General features: G+C 56.5%; 20 protein-coding genes. 13 read left to right on the top strand and 7 right to left on the bottom strand.

The genetic code is table 11. The annotated features are described in order from the left end of the window. Positions 1–8 precede the first annotated feature (8 nt). On the top strand, positions 9–1661 hold the full coding sequence (locus tag KJ970_09135) for a DUF885 domain-containing protein (GenBank protein ID MBU2691081.1): 1653 nt from the start codon (positions 9–11) through the stop codon (positions 1659–1661). On the opposite strand, the gene KJ970_09140 is transcribed toward KJ970_09135, so the two are convergent. The 6 genes from KJ970_09140 to KJ970_09165 form a co-directional block, all read right to left on the bottom strand. Continuing rightward, positions 1658–4384, bottom strand: coding sequence for a CotH kinase family protein (locus KJ970_09140; protein MBU2691082.1), 2727 nt, complete (start codon positions 4382–4384; stop codon positions 1658–1660). The two genes, KJ970_09135 and KJ970_09140, sit on opposite strands and share 4 nt — an antisense overlap. A 118-nt stretch (positions 4385–4502) precedes the next feature. Continuing rightward, a complete protein-coding gene (locus tag KJ970_09145) occupies positions 4503–5537 on the bottom strand; it encodes a DUF4931 domain-containing protein (GenBank protein MBU2691083.1) in 1035 nt (344 codons plus the stop codon). Positions 5538–5562: 25 nt separating this feature from the next. After that, a complete protein-coding gene (locus KJ970_09150) occupies positions 5563–6363 on the bottom strand; it encodes a histidinol phosphate phosphatase (GenBank protein MBU2691084.1) in 801 nt (266 codons plus the stop codon). Then, entirely contained in the window at positions 6360–7499 is a 1140-nt protein-coding gene (locus KJ970_09155) for a mechanosensitive ion channel family protein (GenBank protein ID MBU2691085.1), read from the bottom strand. The genes KJ970_09150 and KJ970_09155 overlap by 4 nt, the downstream gene beginning before the upstream one ends. 40 nt (positions 7500–7539) lie before the next feature. Beyond that, entirely contained in the window at positions 7540–8391 is an 852-nt protein-coding gene (locus KJ970_09160; protein MBU2691086.1) for a hypothetical protein, read from the bottom strand. Further along, positions 8382–9032 carry a protein kinase gene (locus tag KJ970_09165; GenBank protein ID MBU2691087.1) on the bottom strand — a complete coding sequence of 217 codons (651 nt, stop codon included), beginning with the start codon at positions 9030–9032 and terminating at the stop codon, positions 8382–8384. The genes KJ970_09160 and KJ970_09165 overlap by 10 nt, the downstream gene beginning before the upstream one ends. Positions 9033–9367: 335 nt before the next feature. Here KJ970_09165 and KJ970_09170 point away from each other — a divergent pair, with 335 nt between their 5' ends. From KJ970_09170 to KJ970_09225, 12 genes are all read left to right on the top strand, one after another. Further along, positions 9368–9607: an AtpZ/AtpI family protein gene (locus tag KJ970_09170; GenBank protein ID MBU2691088.1), complete on the top strand. Its 240-nt coding sequence runs from the start codon at positions 9368–9370 to the stop codon at positions 9605–9607. 16 nt (positions 9608–9623) lie between these two features. After that, positions 9624–10049 (top strand): hypothetical protein, encoded by a 426-nt coding sequence (locus KJ970_09175; protein ID MBU2691089.1) that lies wholly within the window; start codon positions 9624–9626, stop codon positions 10047–10049. Positions 10050–10097: 48 nt separating this feature from the next. Next, positions 10098–11000, top strand: coding sequence for a F0F1 ATP synthase subunit A (gene atpB / locus KJ970_09180; GenBank protein ID MBU2691090.1), 903 nt, complete (start codon positions 10098–10100; stop codon positions 10998–11000). Positions 11001–11069: 69 nt separating this feature from the next. Beyond that, complete coding sequence (gene atpE / locus KJ970_09185; GenBank protein MBU2691091.1) at positions 11070–11294, top strand: ATP synthase F0 subunit C; 225 nt, start codon at positions 11070–11072, stop codon at positions 11292–11294. 34 nt (positions 11295–11328) lie between these two features. After that, positions 11329–11814 carry a F0F1 ATP synthase subunit B gene (gene atpF, locus KJ970_09190; protein ID MBU2691092.1) on the top strand — a complete coding sequence of 162 codons (486 nt, stop codon included), beginning with the start codon at positions 11329–11331 and terminating at the stop codon, positions 11812–11814. Beyond that, positions 11811–12356: a F0F1 ATP synthase subunit delta gene (locus tag KJ970_09195; GenBank protein ID MBU2691093.1), complete on the top strand. Its 546-nt coding sequence runs from the start codon at positions 11811–11813 to the stop codon at positions 12354–12356. Before atpF ends, KJ970_09195 begins: the two co-directional genes overlap by 4 nt. Positions 12357–12437: 81 nt before the next feature. Next, complete coding sequence (gene atpA, locus KJ970_09200) at positions 12438–14099, top strand: F0F1 ATP synthase subunit alpha (GenBank protein ID MBU2691094.1); 1662 nt, start codon at positions 12438–12440, stop codon at positions 14097–14099. Between the two features lie 3 nt (positions 14100–14102). Next, entirely contained in the window at positions 14103–15005 is a 903-nt protein-coding gene (atpG, locus tag KJ970_09205) for an ATP synthase F1 subunit gamma (protein ID MBU2691095.1), read from the top strand. A 33-nt stretch (positions 15006–15038) separates the two neighbouring features. Then, the gene (atpD, locus tag KJ970_09210; GenBank protein ID MBU2691096.1) at positions 15039–16478 is read left to right on the top strand and encodes a F0F1 ATP synthase subunit beta; all 1440 of its coding nucleotides are present in this window, start codon (positions 15039–15041) and stop codon (positions 16476–16478) included. Then, positions 16479–16889, top strand: a complete 411-nt coding sequence (gene atpC, locus KJ970_09215; GenBank protein MBU2691097.1) for an ATP synthase F1 subunit epsilon — start codon at positions 16479–16481, stop codon at positions 16887–16889. A 59-nt stretch (positions 16890–16948) separates the two neighbouring features. Continuing rightward, entirely contained in the window at positions 16949–18187 is a 1239-nt protein-coding gene (locus KJ970_09220) for a hypothetical protein (protein MBU2691098.1), read from the top strand. Beyond that, complete coding sequence (locus tag KJ970_09225; protein ID MBU2691099.1) at positions 18144–19592, top strand: O-antigen ligase family protein; 1449 nt, start codon at positions 18144–18146, stop codon at positions 19590–19592. Before KJ970_09220 ends, KJ970_09225 begins: the two co-directional genes overlap by 44 nt. Here KJ970_09225 and KJ970_09230 read toward each other — a convergent pair. Then, a complete protein-coding gene (locus tag KJ970_09230; GenBank protein MBU2691100.1) occupies positions 19522–20835 on the bottom strand; it encodes an SLBB domain-containing protein in 1314 nt (437 codons plus the stop codon). The two genes, KJ970_09225 and KJ970_09230, sit on opposite strands and share 71 nt — an antisense overlap. Positions 20836–21089 lie beyond the last annotated feature (254 nt).

Genomic DNA, 21089 nt, shown 5'->3' on the forward strand with positions numbered 1-21089 from the left:
GAAAGCCCGTGACGAAGAATGCCAACAAGGAGTTTGATCGTCTGGCCGGCCGGATTTTTAAAGCGGCGATGACGTTGAATCCGACAGAAGCGAGCTGGCTCGGGGTGCACGGCGCAAATGACCGCAAGCTGCCGGACCGCTCCGCCGCGGCGTGCAAGCGGGAACGGGCTCAGATAGAGGCGTTCATTAAAGCACTCGATCGATTCAAGGGTTCTGAACTGTCCATGGAACGGTCTGTCGATCTGAAATTGACCCGGGGCGGCTTATCAGCGCAGAAGGCGATGATCGATAAATTTCCCTACTGGCAGCTGATGCCGCAGCATTATGTCGATGAGGTCATCTTTGGAATCTATGTCCCCATGATCCGCAATTACGCTCCGGTGGGAAGGCGGGCCGAAGATATCCTCGGCCGGATGAAAGCGATCCCGCACTTCTTCCGACAAGCCGGGCGGAACATCAAGCGACCGCCCCGTGTCTTTACCGAGACGGCGATCCTCTCGGCGCGGGGGGCGTTGGATTTTCTCGACACGGCCTTGGCGGGTTTTATCAATGATCTGCGGGATCCCGCCTTGAAGAAGAAATTGAAGGCGGAGATGGTGCGAACCCGCGCGGCGACGGAAGCTTATCTGAAGGAATTGCAGGGACCGATTCTTTCCCGTTCGACAGGCCGGTACGCTGTGGGAAAGGTATTGTTCAAGAAGCTTCTCCGGGACCGCCACGGCATTTCTTATGATCCCGACGACCTCCTCAAAATCGGTTGGAAAGTCTATCGCCGGACCATCCGGGAGATGAAATCGGTCGCGGCGGAGATTGACAAGCAGAAAAATTGGCACCAGATCATCGCCGGTTTGAGGGATGATCACCCGACCGCCCGAGGGCTTGTCCCCGCCTATTTCAAGGCGATGGATCAAGCGCGGCGGTTTGTGCGGAAGAAAAGATTGGTCTCGTTTCCAGAGGGGGAATCGATCCAGGTCGTGCCGACACCGGCTTTTGCCCGGCCGATCCTGCCCTATGCCGCCTATTTGAGCCCGGCGCCCTTTGAAAAGGAACAGAAGGGCACCTTCTGGGTGACACCGCCTGACGCCTCTTTGCCGAAAGAGCATCAAAAGGTGATGTTGCAGGGTCATATGCGCCCCGGTATCGCGGTGACCGCGCTCCATGAGGCCTACCCCGGGCATCATCTTCAGCTTTCGGTCGCCAACCGTCTCTCCCATCCCCTCCGGCACCTATTCGAAACAAGCGTCTTCGCCGAGGGATGGGCCCTTTACTGTGAAGAGATGATGTACGAACAGGGCTTTTACAAATCCAAGGAATCGCGGCTTTTACAATTGAAAGATCTTTTATGGAGGTCCTGCCGGGTTATCATTGATGTCAGCCTGCACACCCGTAACATGAGTTTTGACGAGGCGGTCGATTTTCTTATTAAAAAAGCCCATCTTGTCAGGCCGAACGCCGACGCTGAGGTGCGCCGTTATTGTGCAACGCCGGCGCAGCCGATGAGTTATATTATGGGCAAGATTTTGATCCTCGACCTGTTGGAAGATTACAAGCGGTGGAAGGGACCGGCTTTCGACCTGCGCACGTTCCATGATGATCTACTGAGCCACGGCACGATCCCCGTCGGGCTCGTCCGCCGGGAGATGGGTGTGCCCGGCCGCTAATCGCCGAGATAGATGATTTTTGCGGCGCGGAATCCCGGCCGTACGGATCTGAGGGGCCGGATCCAATAGATCCCCGGCGACGGCCGGGGCCGGAGATCCTTAAGCCGGATGGTGGTTGAAGGGGGCGTACCCTCGAGTTCGATAACGGCCACGCGGCGCCCGGCGGCGTCATAAATTCCAAGCGGCGCCCGGGCGGTGACCATGGAAGCCTCTTTAAACAGTAATGTTAAAGTTACCCGGTCGGTGACCGGATTGGGTGCGATTCTTATGGATGGGACGGCCGCCGTGGCCTGCCGGGGCTCACTGGATGAAGCCGGGTCATTATTGTCACCGGGTGTCGGAGTGGTCGAATAGACCCAATCTCCAAAACCATCCGGCATTCTCGCCAATGAGACATCTTCTGTCTGCTGGCCGAAGTCGAGGTGATCCAGCAGGACATTTCCGTCTTCATCGGACTCCCACAAGGCGACCGTTTCACCGTCGGCATCGAGTTTGAAAGTGGCGTGGAGTGGTCCCTGTTCGGGATCGTTGTCCGCCCAGACCAGGAGATAACCGGCCGACGGGATGATCGTATCCGGGAAAGCCCATTTCCGCGGATTGCGGAGATCATCGGAAAGCCGCATTCCGCCAAGATCAATAGGGTGATCCGATATATTCATCACCTCAATCCAATCCTCATATTCCCCGAATTCATCACGGATCGTGGTTTCATTCTTGGCCATGAACTCATTCAATCGAAGACCGGGATCGAGATCGGGGCTGTAGGATGCGGCCGCCGTGAGAAGGAAAGCGTGCCGTTGTTCAATATAGTTCTCAATACGTCCGGCATGCTCCGCCTGCAGGCCGCTGGTTTCCCATCCCCATTTGTGAAAGTCGGCGTCGACATCCGCGGCGATCTCATCAAGCTGGGCCTGTAATTCATCGCGCCAATCTTGAAGCGCGTAGGGGCCATTCAGCAGATCGGTTATACGTTTTGCAATCATCCACCGGAATTGGGGAAACTGAAGAAGGCGGTTTATCAATCCGTTGAATCCACGGACATCGGGATGCGCTTCTGTTCCGATGTCGATCGGTGTGTAGGGATCGAAGGTGTGGAGATAGGTTCCCGAGCTTCCGTAGGTGACATCCAGGTCCCAGGGGATGAAGAACCAGCGATCCCGGCTTTCGTCCAAAACGGCGTAGAAATTGTGCGTTGCGAAATCACGGTTCCCATTGAGAACCTGAAAGGCATACCAATTCGCAAGATATACCAGATCAACGGCACCGGAGATAACCTCGGGAAATTCATCATCCGGCGTGTTATGAATCGTATCAATCAGATCGATGATCGGTTGTAGATCCGTACTGTCTCCCGTGCCGCGGATATACCAGTTTTGATATTCGTACTCAGGGAGGATATGCAGGCCGGCATAACATTTGAAGACCGGTGAGGATTCAGGAATGTCCCGTGTTTGCAGCCAATCCTCATCGATCTGCTCGATCTGTGTGTGAAGGCCGCGGTGCCGGCCGTTCAGGTAAAGATTGATTCGCCGTGTCCGGCAGGTCGGGCTCCCGGCAAGTTCCGCCATCCGGAACCCAAACGCTTCGCGGATCAAGGAGGGATCGGCATAGCCGCTGTTCAGATTCACGCGGTCTTGACCCTCAAGCGAGCCTTCGAAGAGAGCCACCTTCCAATTCTTTTTGGGGCCGTAGATATTCGATTTTCCACGGTAGCGGACCCCCGCCTCTTCCCAGTAATGGGTGCCCCACTGAAAATCGATCGGAATATAATCATCAGAGAGGATGTTTTGATTCAACAAAATCAGATGAGGTTCCAATGCAAAGATTTCATAGTCGCGGAGCTGTGATTCATAACGGTGGCGGACCGTGCCGGAAAGCGGCGGGCAGGGATTGGAGGACGATCCGGCTAGATCGACGGCGCTGATACGGTAGGAAAACTCATCGCCTCCTTGAACATTCTCGTCGATATAACGGGTCATGAGAAATTCCGGCTCTTGGACGGTATGCCAGAGCGCTGATGATTGTCTCCGGCGTTCAACCCGGTACCCTTTGAGATTTGAGATATCAACGGGATCCCAATCAACGATCATGCAATCATAGCCGGGGATCACGCGCAGGTTTGCCGGCGGGCCCGGAGGGCCGGGAGCCGCGCCGGCCGTAACAATCTCGAGGGCGCAAACCTGCGCAAATCCTTGCTCCGGGGTGAAGTTTATGTTCATTAATTCGTCGGTGACCTCTACCAGGAACCGGGTGTCGAGGGCATAGCAGCGTTCAACAAACTCAAAAATGTCAAAGCCGGTAAGAAGCGCGACACCTTCGCATTCAAGGCGCATCGCGCTCATTCCATACCAATGATTGATGACATCGGAAAAATGGAGGGTGACCTCGTATAGGCCGTTGGGAACGTTAAAGTAATAATCAAAGGCGAAGTTGCTGCTTCGGACGGTGCGATAGAGAATCGAATCAGGCGCGCCGCCGATCGGATTCCATGACCCGGCGGAATATCCTCCCACGTAACCCCAGGAAACGCCGTCCCAGGGTTGATCGGCCAGGAAGGTTCGGCCGCTGCCGCCGGCAAGGCTGTCGCCGCCGCAATTCACGGCGATCTCGAATGTCGCGCCGGCGGGCAGGGACAACCCAACGAGGAGGAGGGCCATCAGAAGCATCACGAGCCGGACGAGCGTCCCGCACGGCGGATGGCCGATCCGGCATTTTGAATTCACACATCCCATTATACTTTAATTGTATGCCAAATAAGGAGATAGTTCAAGTCCGAACTGTTTGTTTCCTCGATCTGGTTCCATTAATAGGACTTGCGGGACTCAATCTTATCCGGCGGTTTTAATATGGATTCCCCTTTCTTTGGAACCGGGCCGCCTCTGGATCGCAGTCCCTGAGGTAGGCGGCGGCCATCTCCGGTGGGACGCTGTTGACGAAGATTCCGGTGCCGATCTCGAAGCCGGCGGGGGTTGTGATCCTGGGGAGGACGACAAAATACCAGTGATACTCATCGGCGTCGCCGTTCCCCGCCGGAGCCGAGCGGATCAGATAATTGTAGTTCGGCACACCGAGGCAGAGGTGAATGCGCGCCATCGTTCGCTGAAGAATCCGCGCAAAGGCCGTGACTTCATCTTCGCTTATCAATGTGAAAGATGGAGCATGCCGCTTCGGATAGATACGGGTTTCGAAAGGGGTATGTGAAGCGAAGGGGCAGAAGGCGACAAAATGCTCATTTTGATCGAGAATGCGGACGGATTGGCTCAGTTCCTCTTCGAGAATGGCGCAGAATACGCAATGCTTGTTGTCGCGAAAGTATTCCCGCGCCTTTTGTATCGGGTCATCGACATGGGGCGGTACGATTGGTGTCGCGATCAACTGTGAGTGGGGATGCTCAATGGATGTTCCCGCCAGCGGGCCGTAATTCCTGAAGATGGTGACGAGACGGATGTCCGGCTTGGCCTCCATGCTCAGCGCCCGGGTTTTATAGGCTTGTACAATTCTTGCGACCTCGGAATCTTCCATTGATGCGATCGTGAGATCATGCCGCGGGGTTTCAATGACAACTTCGGCGATGCCATAGCCGCCCGCCTTGAGAAAACACCCTTCATTTATCGCCGTATGATCCTGCGCTTCGCTGAGCGCGGCGAATTTGTTGGGGACGACCCGGAGGCTCCAGTGGTCGTTGGTTGACAGCGTGAAGACCGATGTGGGTGTCGCCGCTTCATTGCCCGGGCAGAAGGGGCAATCGGAGCGGCGGTGAGGGATCGGGTCCTGCGGTCCGCGCAGGGGGGGCGTGAAATCCTCAGGCTTCAGAGATGATTCCCGGGCAATGATGACCCATTCACGGGTCGCGAGGTTTTGCCTGAATTCAGGCACGTTTATCCTCCAAGTGATATTGATGTCAACCCCCTGATGGAGCGGGGGATCCGTTCCAGATGGATAGAACTTCGTCATGAAGCCTTCCATTCGTGGCCAAAGCAGAACCGTTATATATTGAAGGTTGGCCGGACAGATCGGTGAACCGCCCTCCCGCTTCTTCAATAATAATCTTGAAGGGCGCGATATCCCAGGGATGGATTCCGGTTTCCAGCATCATCTCGGCCCGCCCCAAGGCCACGAGTTGATGGCCGTAATAATCGCCGAAACTCCGCTGCCGGTCGGTCTTATTCATCAGAGCCAAAAAACGTTTCTCAGACTCCGGCTGCAAAAGCCCGTTGATCCCACCGAACAGGAAAAAAGCCTGTTGCAGGGAATCGACATCAGAAACTCTGACCGGTCGATCATTGCAGCGGCATCCCAGGCCGCGCGCGGCCGATGTCATATCACCCATCGCCGGAGCATATGAGGCGCCCACGACACACTCCCCATCCCGTTCGAGAGCGACCAGTGTGGCGAAAATCGGAATCCCCTTTATAAAATTGCGTGTGCCGTCAATCGGGTCGACGATCCAGCGGGATCCCGTCGCGGCCTGATCGGGCGAGCCGCCGCCCATCTCTTCACCCAGCACGGGAACACCCGGCATGCCTTCCTCAAGAACGTTGCGGATCGCCTTCTCGGCGCTGATATCGGCATCGGTGACCGGCGATCCGTCGGGCTTCCGCCTGGCATCGATTCCCTTGCGGAAATGATACAGGGCCAGCTGCCCGCCGGTTCTGGCGGCGCGCTCGGCCAATTTTAAAGCCTGCTCTAGATCCTGGCTCACGCGGAACCTCCACCGGCATCCGCCCCGGGCCCGTTGAGAACATGTTCGGCGTCGGTGTCAACCGATTCCAGATAGATGGAGCGTGTGGGGAAAGCGACCTCCAATCCCATCGATTCCAGATATTGCATAATCCGCGTTAGGAGCTTCTGCCGCGCTTCAAGATGATCGGCCCACGCCGTTGTTTTTGTGAAACAGTAAACCAGAATATCCAAACTCGACGCGCCGAAGTCTGTGAAGTTGACAAGGAAGAAATCATCATGAATCTCAGGCATCTCCTTGATAATGCCCCGGATGCCTTCAACGGCCCGATTCATCTCGTCGGCGGAGGTTTTATAGGTGACGCCCAGAGTGAATTTGATCCGCCGGCGCGGCATGCGGCTGAAGTTGTTGATGGTCATATTGGCCAGCGCTTGATTGGGTATCGAAACCTGCGTTTTAGCAAAGGTGCGGATACGTGTGCTGCGGAAGCCGATTTCCTCAACGACCCCTTCAAACCCATCTCCCGCGATCCAATCCCCAACCGAGAAGGGGTGATCGAAGAGGATGGCGACCGATCCGAACACATTGGCCAGAGTATCTTTCGCCGCCAAACCGACCGCCAATCCGCCGATCCCTAATCCGGCCAAAAGACCGGACACCGAATATCCCATATTTTGTATAAGCATGACGAAGGCGAGAATGCCGATGAAGACTTTGAACGATTTGCGAAACAGGGGAATCAGGTTGTCATCCAGCCGGCTCTCGGTCTTTTCCGCCGCCTTGAGGAGGTAGGTTGAGAGGGCGTCGAGGATCCGAAAAATCAACCACAAGATATCGAGGGTTATCAAAACCTTCATCAAGATCGTCGCCGTGGCTCGCAGATTGTAAGGTTCTATGGGCAGTTCGAGGAGCATAAGCGCGACGCCGAGCCCGATGATGACAATGAGGTATTCGACGGGACGGTGAATCGCCTCCAGCAGAATGTCGTCGAGCTCTGTCTTGGTGCGGGCGGCGAGACGCCGGACGGCGCTGAACAAGACCGTCCCCAAGAACCTTTTCAAAGAGAAGACGAAGACGACGATCAGGAAGGAAAGCCCGAGTTGCTTCACCGTGTAGCCTAAGAGCGGGTAATCGAGGATCGTGTTAATGAATTCCATGCCTGCATCCTATCTTTGCCTGGATCGCTGCTCGTTTCCGTCAGGGAATTTGGAGATTTTCGTTTCGGATGATACCACTCATACAGGTAACATCCAAACCACGGGATATCAGCTCTTCTGCAAAAGGATTGATTCCCAGTGAGTCTCCCGTCATATGGCCGATCACAATGAGGTTTCGACCCTGGTCGTGAAAGTCTTGGTTCAAACGACGGGAATCGGGACCGGAACAATGGATATAGATGACGGTATCGACCCCGTGGTTGTAGAGCGCCCGGGCGACCGGGATGCCACCATTGGTTCCCGCCGCGTGGATCACCGCCGCGTGTCCGATCGGATGGGATGCCAGCCCCACACGCAGTTCTATTTCCGTTGCAGCGGCGCGGCATTCCGGGAGTCGATGCTCAAAAGCGCCGAGCAGTTCCTTCACGGTCGCCGCCGGATCGAGAGAATCAACAACAGCAACCATCCGCTTTCGGCCGATTTCATCCAAGGGGAGGTGGATATTCATATAGGGAATCTGCAGGCGGCGCGCCATCGATGGAGCCCGGTCATAATTGGCGGCCTGCGCTTGGCACCGGGCATCATAGATCAATTCCCCAACGGCATCGCGGGCGACCGGCTCGGGGACACCATGGGCGGTCATGAATTCAACGTGCCGGCTCAGGACATCGGCAAACCGGAGCAGCGCCCCGCCTCCCTTGGGGTGATGGCTGATCACCAGATCGAACCCCTCCTGTTTGGCCAGGAGAAGTTCAGGCGCCTCCATATCAATCCCGATGATGATGCGACGGATATTCTCTCCCGGGAAATAGATCGCTGAGTCGGCCGGCGTTTCGGAAAATCCGGCCATGTCCAGGGCGATTTTCAGCACGTCAGCGGTTGTTACTGCCATGCCATCTCCTCCAGGTGCCTGCGGAGTCTGGACATCGTGGGGAATTTGTCCAGGATCAGGCTTGTTTTGAGACCGCTGCAAATATACTTAACCGCTTCCGGGTGCTTGGCGTAGGCGGGGGCGCCGCCAAGGACATCGTAGAACATCCGGATGACATCACAGACATCGACGCGCCGGTTGTTGACTTTGGATCCTCCCAAGTGGAACAGGTCGAGCAGTTTTAAATCGAATCGCAGGCCGTAGCGGCTCACGATGATATTGTCCGAGTGAAGGTCGCCGTGATATTCATTCGCGCGATGGACTTCCTCCATCCCCAGGCTTAAAGCGTAAAGGAAGTGCAGGGCTTCAAAGGGATGGAGCCGGCGCCTCGGCAGCTGCTTGACAAAGTCGGAGAGCATCTCCCCTTCGACATACTCGGATATCAGCGCCACAACATCGATGCCCCGAAACGTGAAAACTTCCTCGGTTTGATAGTGAATCAACATGGAGCAGTGTCTGAGTTTGTATAGTTTTTTCGCGTAGGAACGCGATGTGCGATGACCGATATTCCGGTGCGGGAAAAAGAGTTTTGCGGCTCTCTCGATGCCCGTACCGACCTCAACGACCCGGTAGACCTCACCCTCCCAGCCGGCGCCGACCATGGCGAGAACGCGGTATTTCCTTGCCAGGACCCGGTTGAGCCTGAGATCAAATGAATCGATTCGATTTTTCACGGCGTCTATCCTCCGGAGTGATGCCTTGATCAATATACAGCAATAGGTCCGGCACTTCGAATCAGAATGAGATCGATGAAGTCCTTCCGGCCTATCCTCAGATCGAAGGAAATCGGGGCGGTTGGATCGCTTGAATCAACAATCTTCCTAATTCCGGAAAGAAGAATCGTTGACAGCAAGCCGGGACTTACCTAGATTTGCGAGGTTACGGAACGCGGTTTCCTTATGCCTCGAGAAAGATGAGGTGGGTTCCCCGGAACCTTATGAAAGATGACCGGGAACAAAGAGGACGATATCTTCGACTGGTGGGATCTCTGTCGATGGTGCCGTTTCTTATGGCCACTGGGCCTATTGTCGGGTATTTTCTCGGCAAGTGGCTGGATTCGGTTTTCGGCACAAAGCCGATTCTTAGTTTTGTCTTTGTAGCTCTTGGGTTTATTGCGGGAATCCGGGAGATGGTGCGACTCGTCCGGCGGGCCAGCCGCGATATGGACCGTATGTAATAGGGAATCGCCTGCGATGATCCGTGACCAAGAATTGGATCCGGCATTTATCCGCCGGACCGTCCTTGCCACTATGTTGACGGGGATCATCGTCGCTCTCGCGGCCTGGGCTTACAAGGGTCCGGCTGCCGGAGGCGGTTGTCTCGCGGGGGCTGTTTTAGGGGCCGCGAATCTTTGGTTTCTCTGGAATCTGATCCATATGGTTCTGGCGCCGGTGCGTGGGTCCAATAAGGCCATCGTGGTCGCGGTTTTCCTCAAGGTCGGGCTTGTCTACGGAGCGGGGGCGGCCCTGTTGATATGGGGCAAGGTGTCGGCGATATGGTTCTTGATCGGCTTCACCCTTCTTTTTGTTGTACTGGTGCTCAAGGTGGCCGGACGATGGATCACGTCGGATGAAAACAAAGGCCGCTCCATCGACCGACCGGTCGATCGATCCGGCTGACACCGGGGATCGGTGCCCATCCATGGAATGGAAATGAGGGCTGTGCGTGTGCTGAAGAAGGTACCGATGCGGATTGGATCGAAACTCCCGCCATCTTTGGGTTCCCTTGCCCTTCTTCTGACAGCGATTTTTCCGGGGAGCGCGTGGGCTTCTTCCGAGGAAGGCGAAATTTCCACCCATCTCCCCACGATTATAACGATTCTCGAAAAGATTTTTGGATCGACCGGCTGGATCGGTTTTCTTCATAAATGGGAAAATGTTCTCTTCGCGCTGGTCGTCGTGGTTTTTATGGTCGTGATGTCCCATCTCGCAATTCGGAAGAGGGCATTGATTCCCGGCCCCCTTCAGAACCTGGTTGAGATGATGGTCGAGAAATTCGCCGATTTTATTGAAGGGATTTTGGGCAAAGAGGGACGGCATTTCGTTCCGTTTCTCGGCACCCTCTTCTTCTATATCCTTTTCATGAATCTGTTGGGGCTTATTCCCCTGATGAAATCGTCGACATCGGTCTTCAATACGACGATCGCCCTCGCCATATCCGTCTTTGTCTATGTTCAATACACCGGTATCCGCCGTTTGGGGATTGTAAAGTTTCTGCATCATCTCGCCGGTGAGCCCGAGGATGTGATAGGATGGTCGATGGTGCCGCTCATGCTGCCCTTGCACATTATCGGTGAGTTCGCCAAACCAATGAGTTTAGGGCTTCGACTTTTCGGCAATATCATGGGCGAGGATATCCTGCTCGCCGTTTTCCTCGGTCTCGGTGTCATGACGCTGAAGTTTCTGCCGATTCCGGTGGGGGTGCCGTTTCATCTTCCCTTTATTTTCCTGGCCATCCTCACCAGCGCGGTGCAGGCATTGGTCTTCACACTTTTGAGCACGATCTATATTTCCCAGGTTTTACCTCATGATCATGAGGATGAACATGAACATGAGCATGAGGCGCCTTGATAGAAGGAGGCAGGTGTTTGCCAGCCATGTCTCGATAAGCGGTGGATCACGGAACAGGAGGAGCGATAGATGAACTGGTTAGGTCTGGCCCTGCCTTTGGGTCTTGCCATCGCGGCGTTCGGATCGGCACTCGGCCTCGGCCGGGCGGTTTCGGCGGCGATGGAGGCGATCGGACGCCAACCGGAAGCGGCCGGGAAGATTCAGGTGGCCATGGTGATTGGCGCCGCATTCATTGAAGCTTTGACGATTTATGCCCTCGTCACCGTCTTCGTCCTTATGGGCAAACTTCACTAGGTCAACCTATAAGGCCAATCAATAAGGTCAAACTATGGATCTTGTATGGAGTGAAGTCGTAACCCAGATCATCGGATTCATTCTGGCGGTCTGGATACTGCACAAATTCGCCTGGAAACCGATACTCGGCCTGCTCGATAGCCGCCGGCGCGGCATTGAAAACGCGCAACAGGAGATTAAAGAGCAGCGGGAGGAGGTCGCGGGTCAAAAGGCTCATTACGAGCAGGAGCTGAGGAATATCGAGGCTCGGGCCCGGGAACGCATCCAGGAAGCGGTGCGGGAGGCCAATGATATTGCGGCCCGGATTCGTGAGCAGGCGCAGGAAGAGCGGCGGCAGCGGCTCAGCCGGGCGGAGGATGAAGTCGCCCGGATTCAAGAGTCGGCGACTGAAGAGGTGCGCCGTCAGACGGTGAATCTCGCTGTGGCCGCCGCGGAAAAAACGATACGGGAGCATTTGGACGATGAGCGGCACCGGAAATTGATCCGGGAGTTTATTGATAAGGTGGAGACGGCGTCGTGAAAGAGTGGGCGCTGGCCCGGCGATACGCCGAGGCCCTGTTCATGGCCGCTCTGGATCGCGGGATCCTGGATCCCGTCAGTGAGGATGCCGGCGCTCTGGTCAAGCTCCTGGAGTCCGATCCTCGCCTGCTGCGTTTTCTCGAATCGCCGCAGATTCTAGCAGATGAAAAGGAAAAGGTTGTACAAAAGACTCTTCGTGAGCAAGTCCAGCCACTGCTCTGCGATTTTATACTTTTGCTTCTGAGCAAACAGAGGGTGGCGCTTCTGCTGGATATTCTGGATGTGTTCAAAGACCGGGTGGAAGAGCATCGGGGAATTGTTTCGGCGCAGGTCTTCACCGCCGTTCCCCTGCCGGGGGATATGGAATCGGCGCTCCGGCAGCGCTTGGAAGCCAAGGTCGGTCTCAAAGTGAGGCTGGAGAAGTCGGTGGATTCCGATGTTATCGGAGGGGTGAAGGTCGTCATCGGCAACCGTGTCATTGACGGCAGTGTTCAAAACGAACTCAGAGAGCTGAAACAGCAGCTCTTGAAAGCCACTCTGTAGATTTTAAATCGGATCACACCTTGCGACAAATCTGGTTTTTGGTAACGGCCGGATGGCCGCCGAATAACATCGGGGAGAGTCATGGCGTTTAAACCCGAAGAGGTCAGCTCTGTTCTACAAAAAGAACTGGAGCGGTATGAAGGCAAGCTCGAGGTTGTCTCAGCCGGATCCGTCCTGCAGGTCGGTGACGGTATTGCCCGTGTCTGGGGGCTGGAAGATGCGATGGCCGGTGAGCTGTTGGAGTTCCCGGGCGGCATCAAGGGGATGATCCTCAATCTCGAACAAGATAATGTGGGCGTCGTGCTGTTCGGTTCCGATCAGGGGATCCGCGAAGGCGACACGGTTCGCCGGACCGGCAAGGTTATCGAGGTCCCGGTTGGAGCGGCCCTGCTCGGGCGGGTCGTCACGCCGTTGGGCGAGCCGGTCGACGGCAAAGGGCCCATCGCGACGAAAGAGTTTATTCGTCTTGAGACCCTTGTTCCCGATGTCATTTCACGCCAGCCGGTGAAGCAGCCGGTGCAAACCGGGCTCAAGGCGGTCGATTCGATGATCCCCATCGGACGAGGCCAGCGTGAGTTGATTATCGGCGACCGCCAAACAGGTAAGACGGCGCTCGCGATTGATACGATCATCAACCAGAAGGGCAAGAATCTTTGGTGCATCTATGTAGCGATCGGCCAGAAGGAATCAACGGTGGCGCAGACCGTCAAGATTCTGGAAGACCAGGGCGCCATGGAGTATACCATTGTTGTCGACGCTTCCGCATCGGGCGCCGCACCCCTTCAATACATCGCCCCCTATGCCGGATGCTCCATGGGTGAATACTTCCGTGATCGAGGCGAACACGTTCTATGCATCTATGACGACCTCTCGAAGCACGCCGTGGCCTACCGGCAATTGTCTCTTCTTCTGCGCCGGCCGCCGGGACGCGAGGCTTTCCCGGGCGATGTTTTCTATCTCCACAGCCGCCTGCTGGAACGCGCCGCCAAGCTTGAGGAGCATTACATCCTTGTGAAGCAAGATGCGCCCGCCGAAACCGCTGCAGGCGTTGATGGCAAGGATTACCGCGGCGAGAAGGGTTTCAAAGAGGCGCAAGAGGCCCTGAAGGGGCTCGGAAAATCGGGCTCGCATGATATCAGGATCAAACCCGGGACGGGCGGATCCCTCACAGCGCTTCCCATTATTGAGACACAGGCGGGGGATGTGTCGGCCTATATCCCGACAAATGTGATCTCCATCACCGACGGCCAGATCTATTTGGAAACCGATCTCTTTAACAGCGGTGTCCGGCCCGCTATCAATGTCGGTCTCTCGGTGAGCCGTGTCGGCGGCAACGCACAGACGAAGGCGATGAAGAAGGTCGGCGGAAAGCTGCGTCTGGAATTGGCTCAGTATCGGGAGTTGGCCGCCTTTGCGCAATTCGGATCCGATCTCGATAAGGCGACACGGGCTCAATTGACCCGAGGTGAGAAGATGGTCGAGATCCTGAAACAGGATCAGTATGTTCCGCAGGATCTTGAAAAGCAGGTCATGCTTATCTTCGCGGGTGTGAATGGGTATCTCGACGACGTACCGACGGATCGACTCAAAGAATTTGAGAAGAAACTCTACACCTTCATGGATGACAAGCATCCGGACATCGGTGACGACATCGATCACAAAAAGGATATCAGCGCGGATACGGAAAAGAATCTGCATCAGGCGGTGAAGGAGTTTAAAGCGGGCTTCATGGCGGAGGTATAACTCTTGGCCACGCTGAAACAACTCCGCCGGCGCATTCGCTCGGTGGAGAACACGCAACAGATTACGAAGGCCATGGAGATGGTGGCCGCGGCCAAGCTCCGCCGCGCGCAGCAGAGGGCCGAATCGATCCGTCCCTTCTCTCAGAAGATGCAGGAGGTTCTTCAAAGCCTGGCTCAGTCTCCCGATGTGCGGATTGATACTCTCTTCGTCGTGCGGGAGGTGCGCCGCCGGGCCTACATTATAATAGCGTCGGACAAGGGGCTTTGCGGATCGTATAACGCCAATCTTTTCCGGCAGGTTGAGACGGATCTGAAGGACCGGGATCCAAAGACCATTCAATTGATCCCGGTGGGCCGCCGGGCCTGGGAGTATTTTCACCGGCGCCATTGGGAGATGTCGGATCCGTTCCGCCATCTGGGCGATCAGCTGAATCCGGCCTTGGCCACCGAACTGGCGCGTTTGTCGGTTGAAATGTATAAAAGCGGGGAGGTTGACCAGGTCGATCTCATCTTCACGCACTTTGTCACCGCCGCCCGCAGGGTCATCGTCGAAGAACCATTGTTGCCGATCCGGCCGCCGGCGGAACCAGCGGTGCAACCCGCGGCGGAGTCCGCGGCGCAACCCGGTTCAGAAACAGAGACGGAAGAACTCGAATATATCTTTGAACCGTCCGCTGAGGAGATTCTGAAAAGTCTTCTGCCGCGGTATGTGGAAGGCCGTGTCCGAACGGCCATCGCGGATGCCCTGGCTTCCGAGCACAGCGCGCGGATGCTTTCGATGGGAAACGCGACCCGCAATGCGAACGACATGATCCGATCCCTGACCTTGCTGCGGAACCGGCTGCGTCAGGCGGCTATTACAAAAGAGCTTGGGGAAATCGTCGGTGGGGCTGAGGCCCTGAGATAGAATCAGATCCGTTCGGGAAAACGAGAGGGTATTATGTCCAACAGTTCCCAAACACAAAAGAATGTCGGCAAGATCGTACAGGTTATCGGACCGACGGTTGATGTGGGATTTCCCGCCGACCGCCTGCCTAACATTATGAACGCCATCCGTATCGATGACGATGAACGCGGTATTCATATCATCGTCGAGGCGGCCTTGCACCTCGGCGACAACATGGTGCGCTGTATCGCCATGGCCTCCACCGACGGGTTGGTGCGCGGAATGAAAGCCTACGATACCGGTGGACCGATCACGGTTCCGGTCGGCCGGCAATGCTTGGGACGATGCCTGAATCTGTTGGGCGAGCCTATTGATCCGAAAGGCCCATTGCCGGAGCCGGATAAGCGCTACCCGATCCACCGCCCCGCGCCGGCTTTGGAAGAGCAGGAAACAGAGATCTCTGTCTTGGAGACCGGAATCAAGGTCATTGATTTGCTGGAGCCTTATCCGCGCGGCGGCAAAATCGGGCTCTTCGGCGGCGCCGGTGTCGGCAAGACCGTCATTATCCAGGAGCTTATCCGCAATATCGCGACCGAGCATGGCGGTTTCTCCGTTTTCGCCGGTGTCGGCGAGCGAACCCGTGAAGGGAATGATCTCTGGCTCGAAATGAATGAATCAGGGGTGATTGATAAGACCTGCCTCGTCTTTGGACAGATGAACGAACCGCCCGGCGCCCGTCTTCGGATCGGTTTGACGGGTGTGACCGAGGCGGAATATTTCAGGGATGAAGAAGGACAGGATGTGCTCTTCTTCGTCGATAATATTTTCCGTTTTGTTCAAGCCGGATCCGAGGTGTCGGCCCTTTTGGGAAGAATGCCATCCGCCGTCGGTTATCAGCCGACGCTCAGCACGGAGATGGGGGATTTGCAGGAGCGGATCACCTCGACAAAGAAGGGATCGATCACATCGGTGCAGGCGATCTATGTCCCCGCCGATGATCTGACCGACCCCGCGCCGGCCACAACCTTCTCGCATCTCGATGCGACAACGGTGTTGAGCCGGCAGATCTCCGAGCTCGGTCTTTATCCGGCCGTGGATCCCCTCGATTCGACCAGCCGGATTTTGGATCCCAATGTTGTCGGTGAACAGCACTACAAGGTGGCGCGCGCCGTTCAGGTGATTCTCCAACGGTACAAGGATCTACAAGATATTATCGCCATCCTTGGTATGGATGAACTTTCCGAGGAAGACAAAATCATCGTGGCCCGGGCCCGCAAAATCCAAAAGTTTCTCTCGCAGCCGATGTTCGTCGCGGAAGCTTTCACAAACCGTCCGGGGAAGTATGTGAAACTCGAGGATACGGTGCGGGGTTTCGAGGAGATTGTGGAAGGACGTCACGATGATCTTCCGGAACAGGCTTTCTATATGGTTGGCGGCATTGAAGATGTCATCGCCGAAGCGGAGCGCATGAAAGCCGCGGGTGGGGAATCCTAGATGGCCGAGACTTTTCACTTGAGCGTGCAGACCCCCGAGCGGACCGTCTTTGACGATGCCGTGGTCTCCCTCGTGGCTCCCGGCGGCGCGGGATATTTAGGCGTCCTGGCCCATCATGCCCCCTTGATTACAGACCTCGTCCCGGGCAAGCTGTCACTACGCGATACCTCCGGGTCCGAGCGGGTCTTTGCCATCAGCGGTGGGTTCATGGAAGTCTCACGGAATCATGCCACGATCCTCGCGGATACACTCGAATCTCCGGAAGAAGTCGATTTGGAGCGTGCGAAGGAAGCGCGGGACCGGGCGATTGAACGCCTCAAAGATACGTCCGGTCGCTGGGATGAAGAGCGTGCCCGGCTGGCATTGCTCCGCGCCCTAAATCGTATGCGGATCAAAACGGGCGGTTTCTAGAGCGGACCCCGGGGCGAGCCGCTCGGGGACACCCATTTCACTCGATCGATGGGAGTGTCATGACGGCTCAACCTTCAACCACCCTTCCACCACGAATCCTCCGTCTCCTGAGATGGAAGCGCTGGATCCTCATCAACACGCTGATTGTGGCCGCCGGCGCCGTCGTCGTCAGTCTATTGCTGCCGGAATGGTATATTTCGACGACCTGCGCCTTTCCGCCCAAGAGGGAAGGCGCCGCAACATCGCTCCTGGCCAACGATTCGGGCGGCGATCCCCTCTCGATGAGCCTCATGGCCTCTCTGCTCGGCGGCAGCGCCTTCGATATGCCCCTTTTCTCTTCGCCCTCCGACATCATGGTCCGGATCCTCTCCAGCCGCCCGTTGAAAGAGAAGATCATTGAAAAATATGACCTGATGGAACACTACAAGGTGCGCACCATGGATGAAGCCTTGAGGGTGTTTGGCGGCCGCGTTTCGGTTTTCGTGAGCCGGGAAGGATTTGTGACGGTGGCGGTGGAAGAGACCGACCCGCAGCTGGCGGCTGATATGGCCAACGATGCGATGGCGATGATGGATGAGATCCAAAGGGAGCGCCGCCACAGCGCCGCTTATACGGCCCGCGTTTTCACCGAGCGGCGGCTGGCCGAAACACGGGCCTGGCTGGCCGCGGCCGAGGACAGCCTCAGCCTCTTTCAGAAGCAGACCGGGATCGTGGCGCCGGAAGAACAGGCCACGGCCCTGGTTGAGGTTGTCGCCGGGATGATGGGACGGCGTCTCGCGCTCGAGGTGCAGCTGGAGGCCCTGCGGGAGATCGCCGGTCCGACATTTCCACAGGTCACCCGCCTTACATCAGAAATCGAGATTCTGGATGCCGCGATTGAGAAGATGGGGATGAAGGCCTCCCCGGAGCCGAGTGGGCCGGCGGCTTCAGGCTCTCTCACCGCGCTCTCTGATCAGATGCTCGATTATCACCGGCTTCTGCGCGAAGTGAAGATTCAGGAAACCCTGCACGAATACCTCATTACACAACATGAGTTTTACCGCATACAGGAGGTGCGGGACACACCGATGACACAGATTCTCGAAGTGGCAAAACCGGCGGAAAAGCGGTCCAAGCCCGTGCGCTGGATTATCTGTGCCGTGTCGACGCTGATCGCTTTCGGCGGCAGTCTCACATTCTTTGAATTGCTGGAGCGGCTTCGTGATGCGGCGCTCGCGGGCGGAACGCTCAGCCTTCTTATTGAAGGAGTCGGCGGTGGCTTCATCATCCGCAAGCTTCGCTCCCCCTACACGCATTAAGGCGGAGCCGCTTCTCCTTCTGTGCTTTTTAATCCTGGCCGACCTCGTGATTCTAGGGGCCGCGGCGGTCCTGCAGGTTAAAGGGCTTCTCCTTCTTCTGGGCGGTTTGGTTTTTCTTTGTCTCGCGCGCCGAACCGAATGGGCGCTTGCTTTTCTCCTCATCGGCTACCCCATCATTTCACCGCTGGCCCGGGCGACACATATGGCGGGTCCCATTTATCACGGACTGCGGCTCTTTGCGATGGGCCTCCTGGGCATCGCCATCCTCTTTAATGATAAAGGAACCCTCTCGGAATTCTGGAATGGCTTCCGGCGGCAACCCATCTTTTGGGCGACGGCGGGAATCCTGTCGATGTTTTTTATAGGGACTTTTTATAGCTCCGCGCCGGATTATGGAATGTTCAAGGTCATGGCTTTCGGATCGAAAAGTTTTCTCTTTATGATCCTTCTCATCACTCAGGGATGGATTTGGGGAAGGGATGGGGAGGCGGCACAGGGCCTGCGCCGCTTTCTCTCCGCCGTTTGGCTCTTTTTATGTGTTATCGCCCTCACCGCCGCCTTAAATCTAGCCTTCAATTTCGATGATTCCGGAGGCCGCTTGAGGGCCCTCGCGCTCAATCCGATCTGGCTGGCCCGCTTCGCCGGCCTCGGCCTCCTCATGACGCCGTACGCCGCCCACCGGCTTCACTGGCCCTGGTCGGTGTCGGGGATTTTCTTGCTTCTCTTCGGCGCCGTCATGCTGGGTACGGGATCACGAGGCCCGGCCGTCGCCGTTGGCGCCGCCGCCTTCTCGACCCTGGTATTACATTGGATAGATAATCGGAGGAAAGGGCGGTCCCATCAGAACGAGGCCCTGCTCTTTACCTCCATCCTCGTCGTTATTACGGGATTGATCCTTCTGCCCAATGCTCTTAAAACCCGTTTTCTGTACGCCGGCAGCAGTTTCATAAGTTATAATCTTTCTTGGTCGATGCGCGTCTTTCTCTATCAACAAGCCTTTCATCTGGTTCCACAGGCCGGGCCCTTCGGTCTGGGAACAGGCGGGTTTGCCGCCGCCATCGTCAGCAAGGATCTCCGTCTTTATCCGCATAATGTATTTCTTGAAATCTTCATAGAAAACGGCTGGCTTGGTTTTTTATTGTTTGGTTTTTTCCTCTACCTCATCTGGCGGATGGCGAATCAGCTGCTGCGGCACCGGCCGGAATTCTCGCCGGAAGTTCACCTGATCCTCATGTTGGTTGTTTATGCCCTGGTCAACGCGATGGCAAGCGGCGATATTGCTTTCAATGAAGAGATTTATATTTGGGCGGGCCTGCTGGGGGCGCTCAAGACGGCTACTTCGATAGGGCCACAACCGAAATCAGGAGAGCCACCGCCGTCGAAGCTGTTGATAGGAGGACGGTGAGTTTGTGGGTCCGCGTTTCCGGCACACGCAGAATATCACCAGGAGCCAATAGATCTTCCTGGGCGTCGAATCGTTTCTCTTTGCCTTCCCGCATCAAGGACCAGCCTGTGCGTTTGCCGACGGAGGACGGCCCGCCGGCGAGATTGACATAGTCTTCCGCGGTCCAGCCGGCGATGAAGGAATAGCGGCCGGGTCTGTAAACGGCGCCGGTCACAGCGATCCATTCCTCACGATAGGGGATGTCGATCAAATCGCCGGGATGAAGCAGCATCCGGCTTGATTCCACATTAATGAGGGCGACCGGCTCGAGGATACGGGTGCCTTCCTCACTCTCTGTTCCTCTCCAAAGGTAAACCGATTCATGGAGCGCTTCCGGTGTCAGACCTCCGGCGCGATGGATCGCTTCATTGACCGTGTCCCCCTCTTTCCACTCCAGGGATATCTGGGGAGGTGAGCCGAGGCGGTCGACCGGGTTTGTCGACTCCCGGCCGGAGAGCAGCGGTTCAAGCCCGCCGGAGAAGGGGCCCCTCAGCCGGAACGAGGGTCCGCGGGCGGGAATGTGGATGCGGGTCCCCGGGGTCAGCGTCGGATTATTGTTGATATCCCCATAGAGGACCCATTGCACCAGGTCCAGTTCATTCACCCATCCGTTCTGTGAGATCTGGACCCGGCGATACGATCCTCCTGGAAAGATCTTGCCCGCCTGGTTGATGATATCTTGAACGCGCTGGACACCGGTGGCTGGGTAACCGCCGGGCCGGCTGACCAGGCCGGTGATTTCAACCCGGAACGTCCCCAACTGCAGCAGGTTCAGGCTCGTCTCCGTGGAAGGGAGCACCTGATGAACGCTTTCGGCCACCTTTTCGCTCGCTTCCTCCAGGGTCAATCCCCTGAGATCGATCATTCCCACGGAAGGGATGATCATCTTTCCTTCTGGACTCACGGCGACGGTCAGGACCGTATCGACCAGTCCCCAAAGACAGAGAGCATAGATGTCGCCGGGTACGACCTGATAGATCGACGGATCGACCGGGCGTTCGAGTCCCTGCGGCGGCATCTGATTGAGATAGGTTGACGGGGTTTCTCCCAGTGTCCTCTGATCGAGCCCCGTCGTCATTTGGCCCATGGCCGGGCCGGTCACACTGAAAAAAAGAAGGAGGATGAGACAGAATCCGATCCGAAGGTTTCGGCGGGAGAGGATATGAAAGTCTCCCGAGCCTCCTGTGAGACGGTTTTCGCTCAATTCATCTCTCCGCTACGAGTCCTATAGGCCCGATTCTACTGAACCGGCGATCGATATGTTGGCAAAGGTACGGGTTTGGCCGCATAGGCGCAAGATGTCCCTTCCATCTGCGTATTCTACAACGAAACGCCAAGGAGAGGGACACCCTTCAGATGGGCCCTGCGGATGAGCTCTTCGGATGAGCTCCAGAGCATGCCTGGATCCAGTATGTGGGGCGTGCTACCCTTCACGGAAAGGCCAATAAGGGTGACTCC

The sequence above is a fragment of the Candidatus Eisenbacteria bacterium genome, from assembly GCA_018831195.1.
Classification (GTDB): Bacteria; Eisenbacteria; RBG-16-71-46; order CAIMUX01; family JAHJDP01; genus JAHJDP01.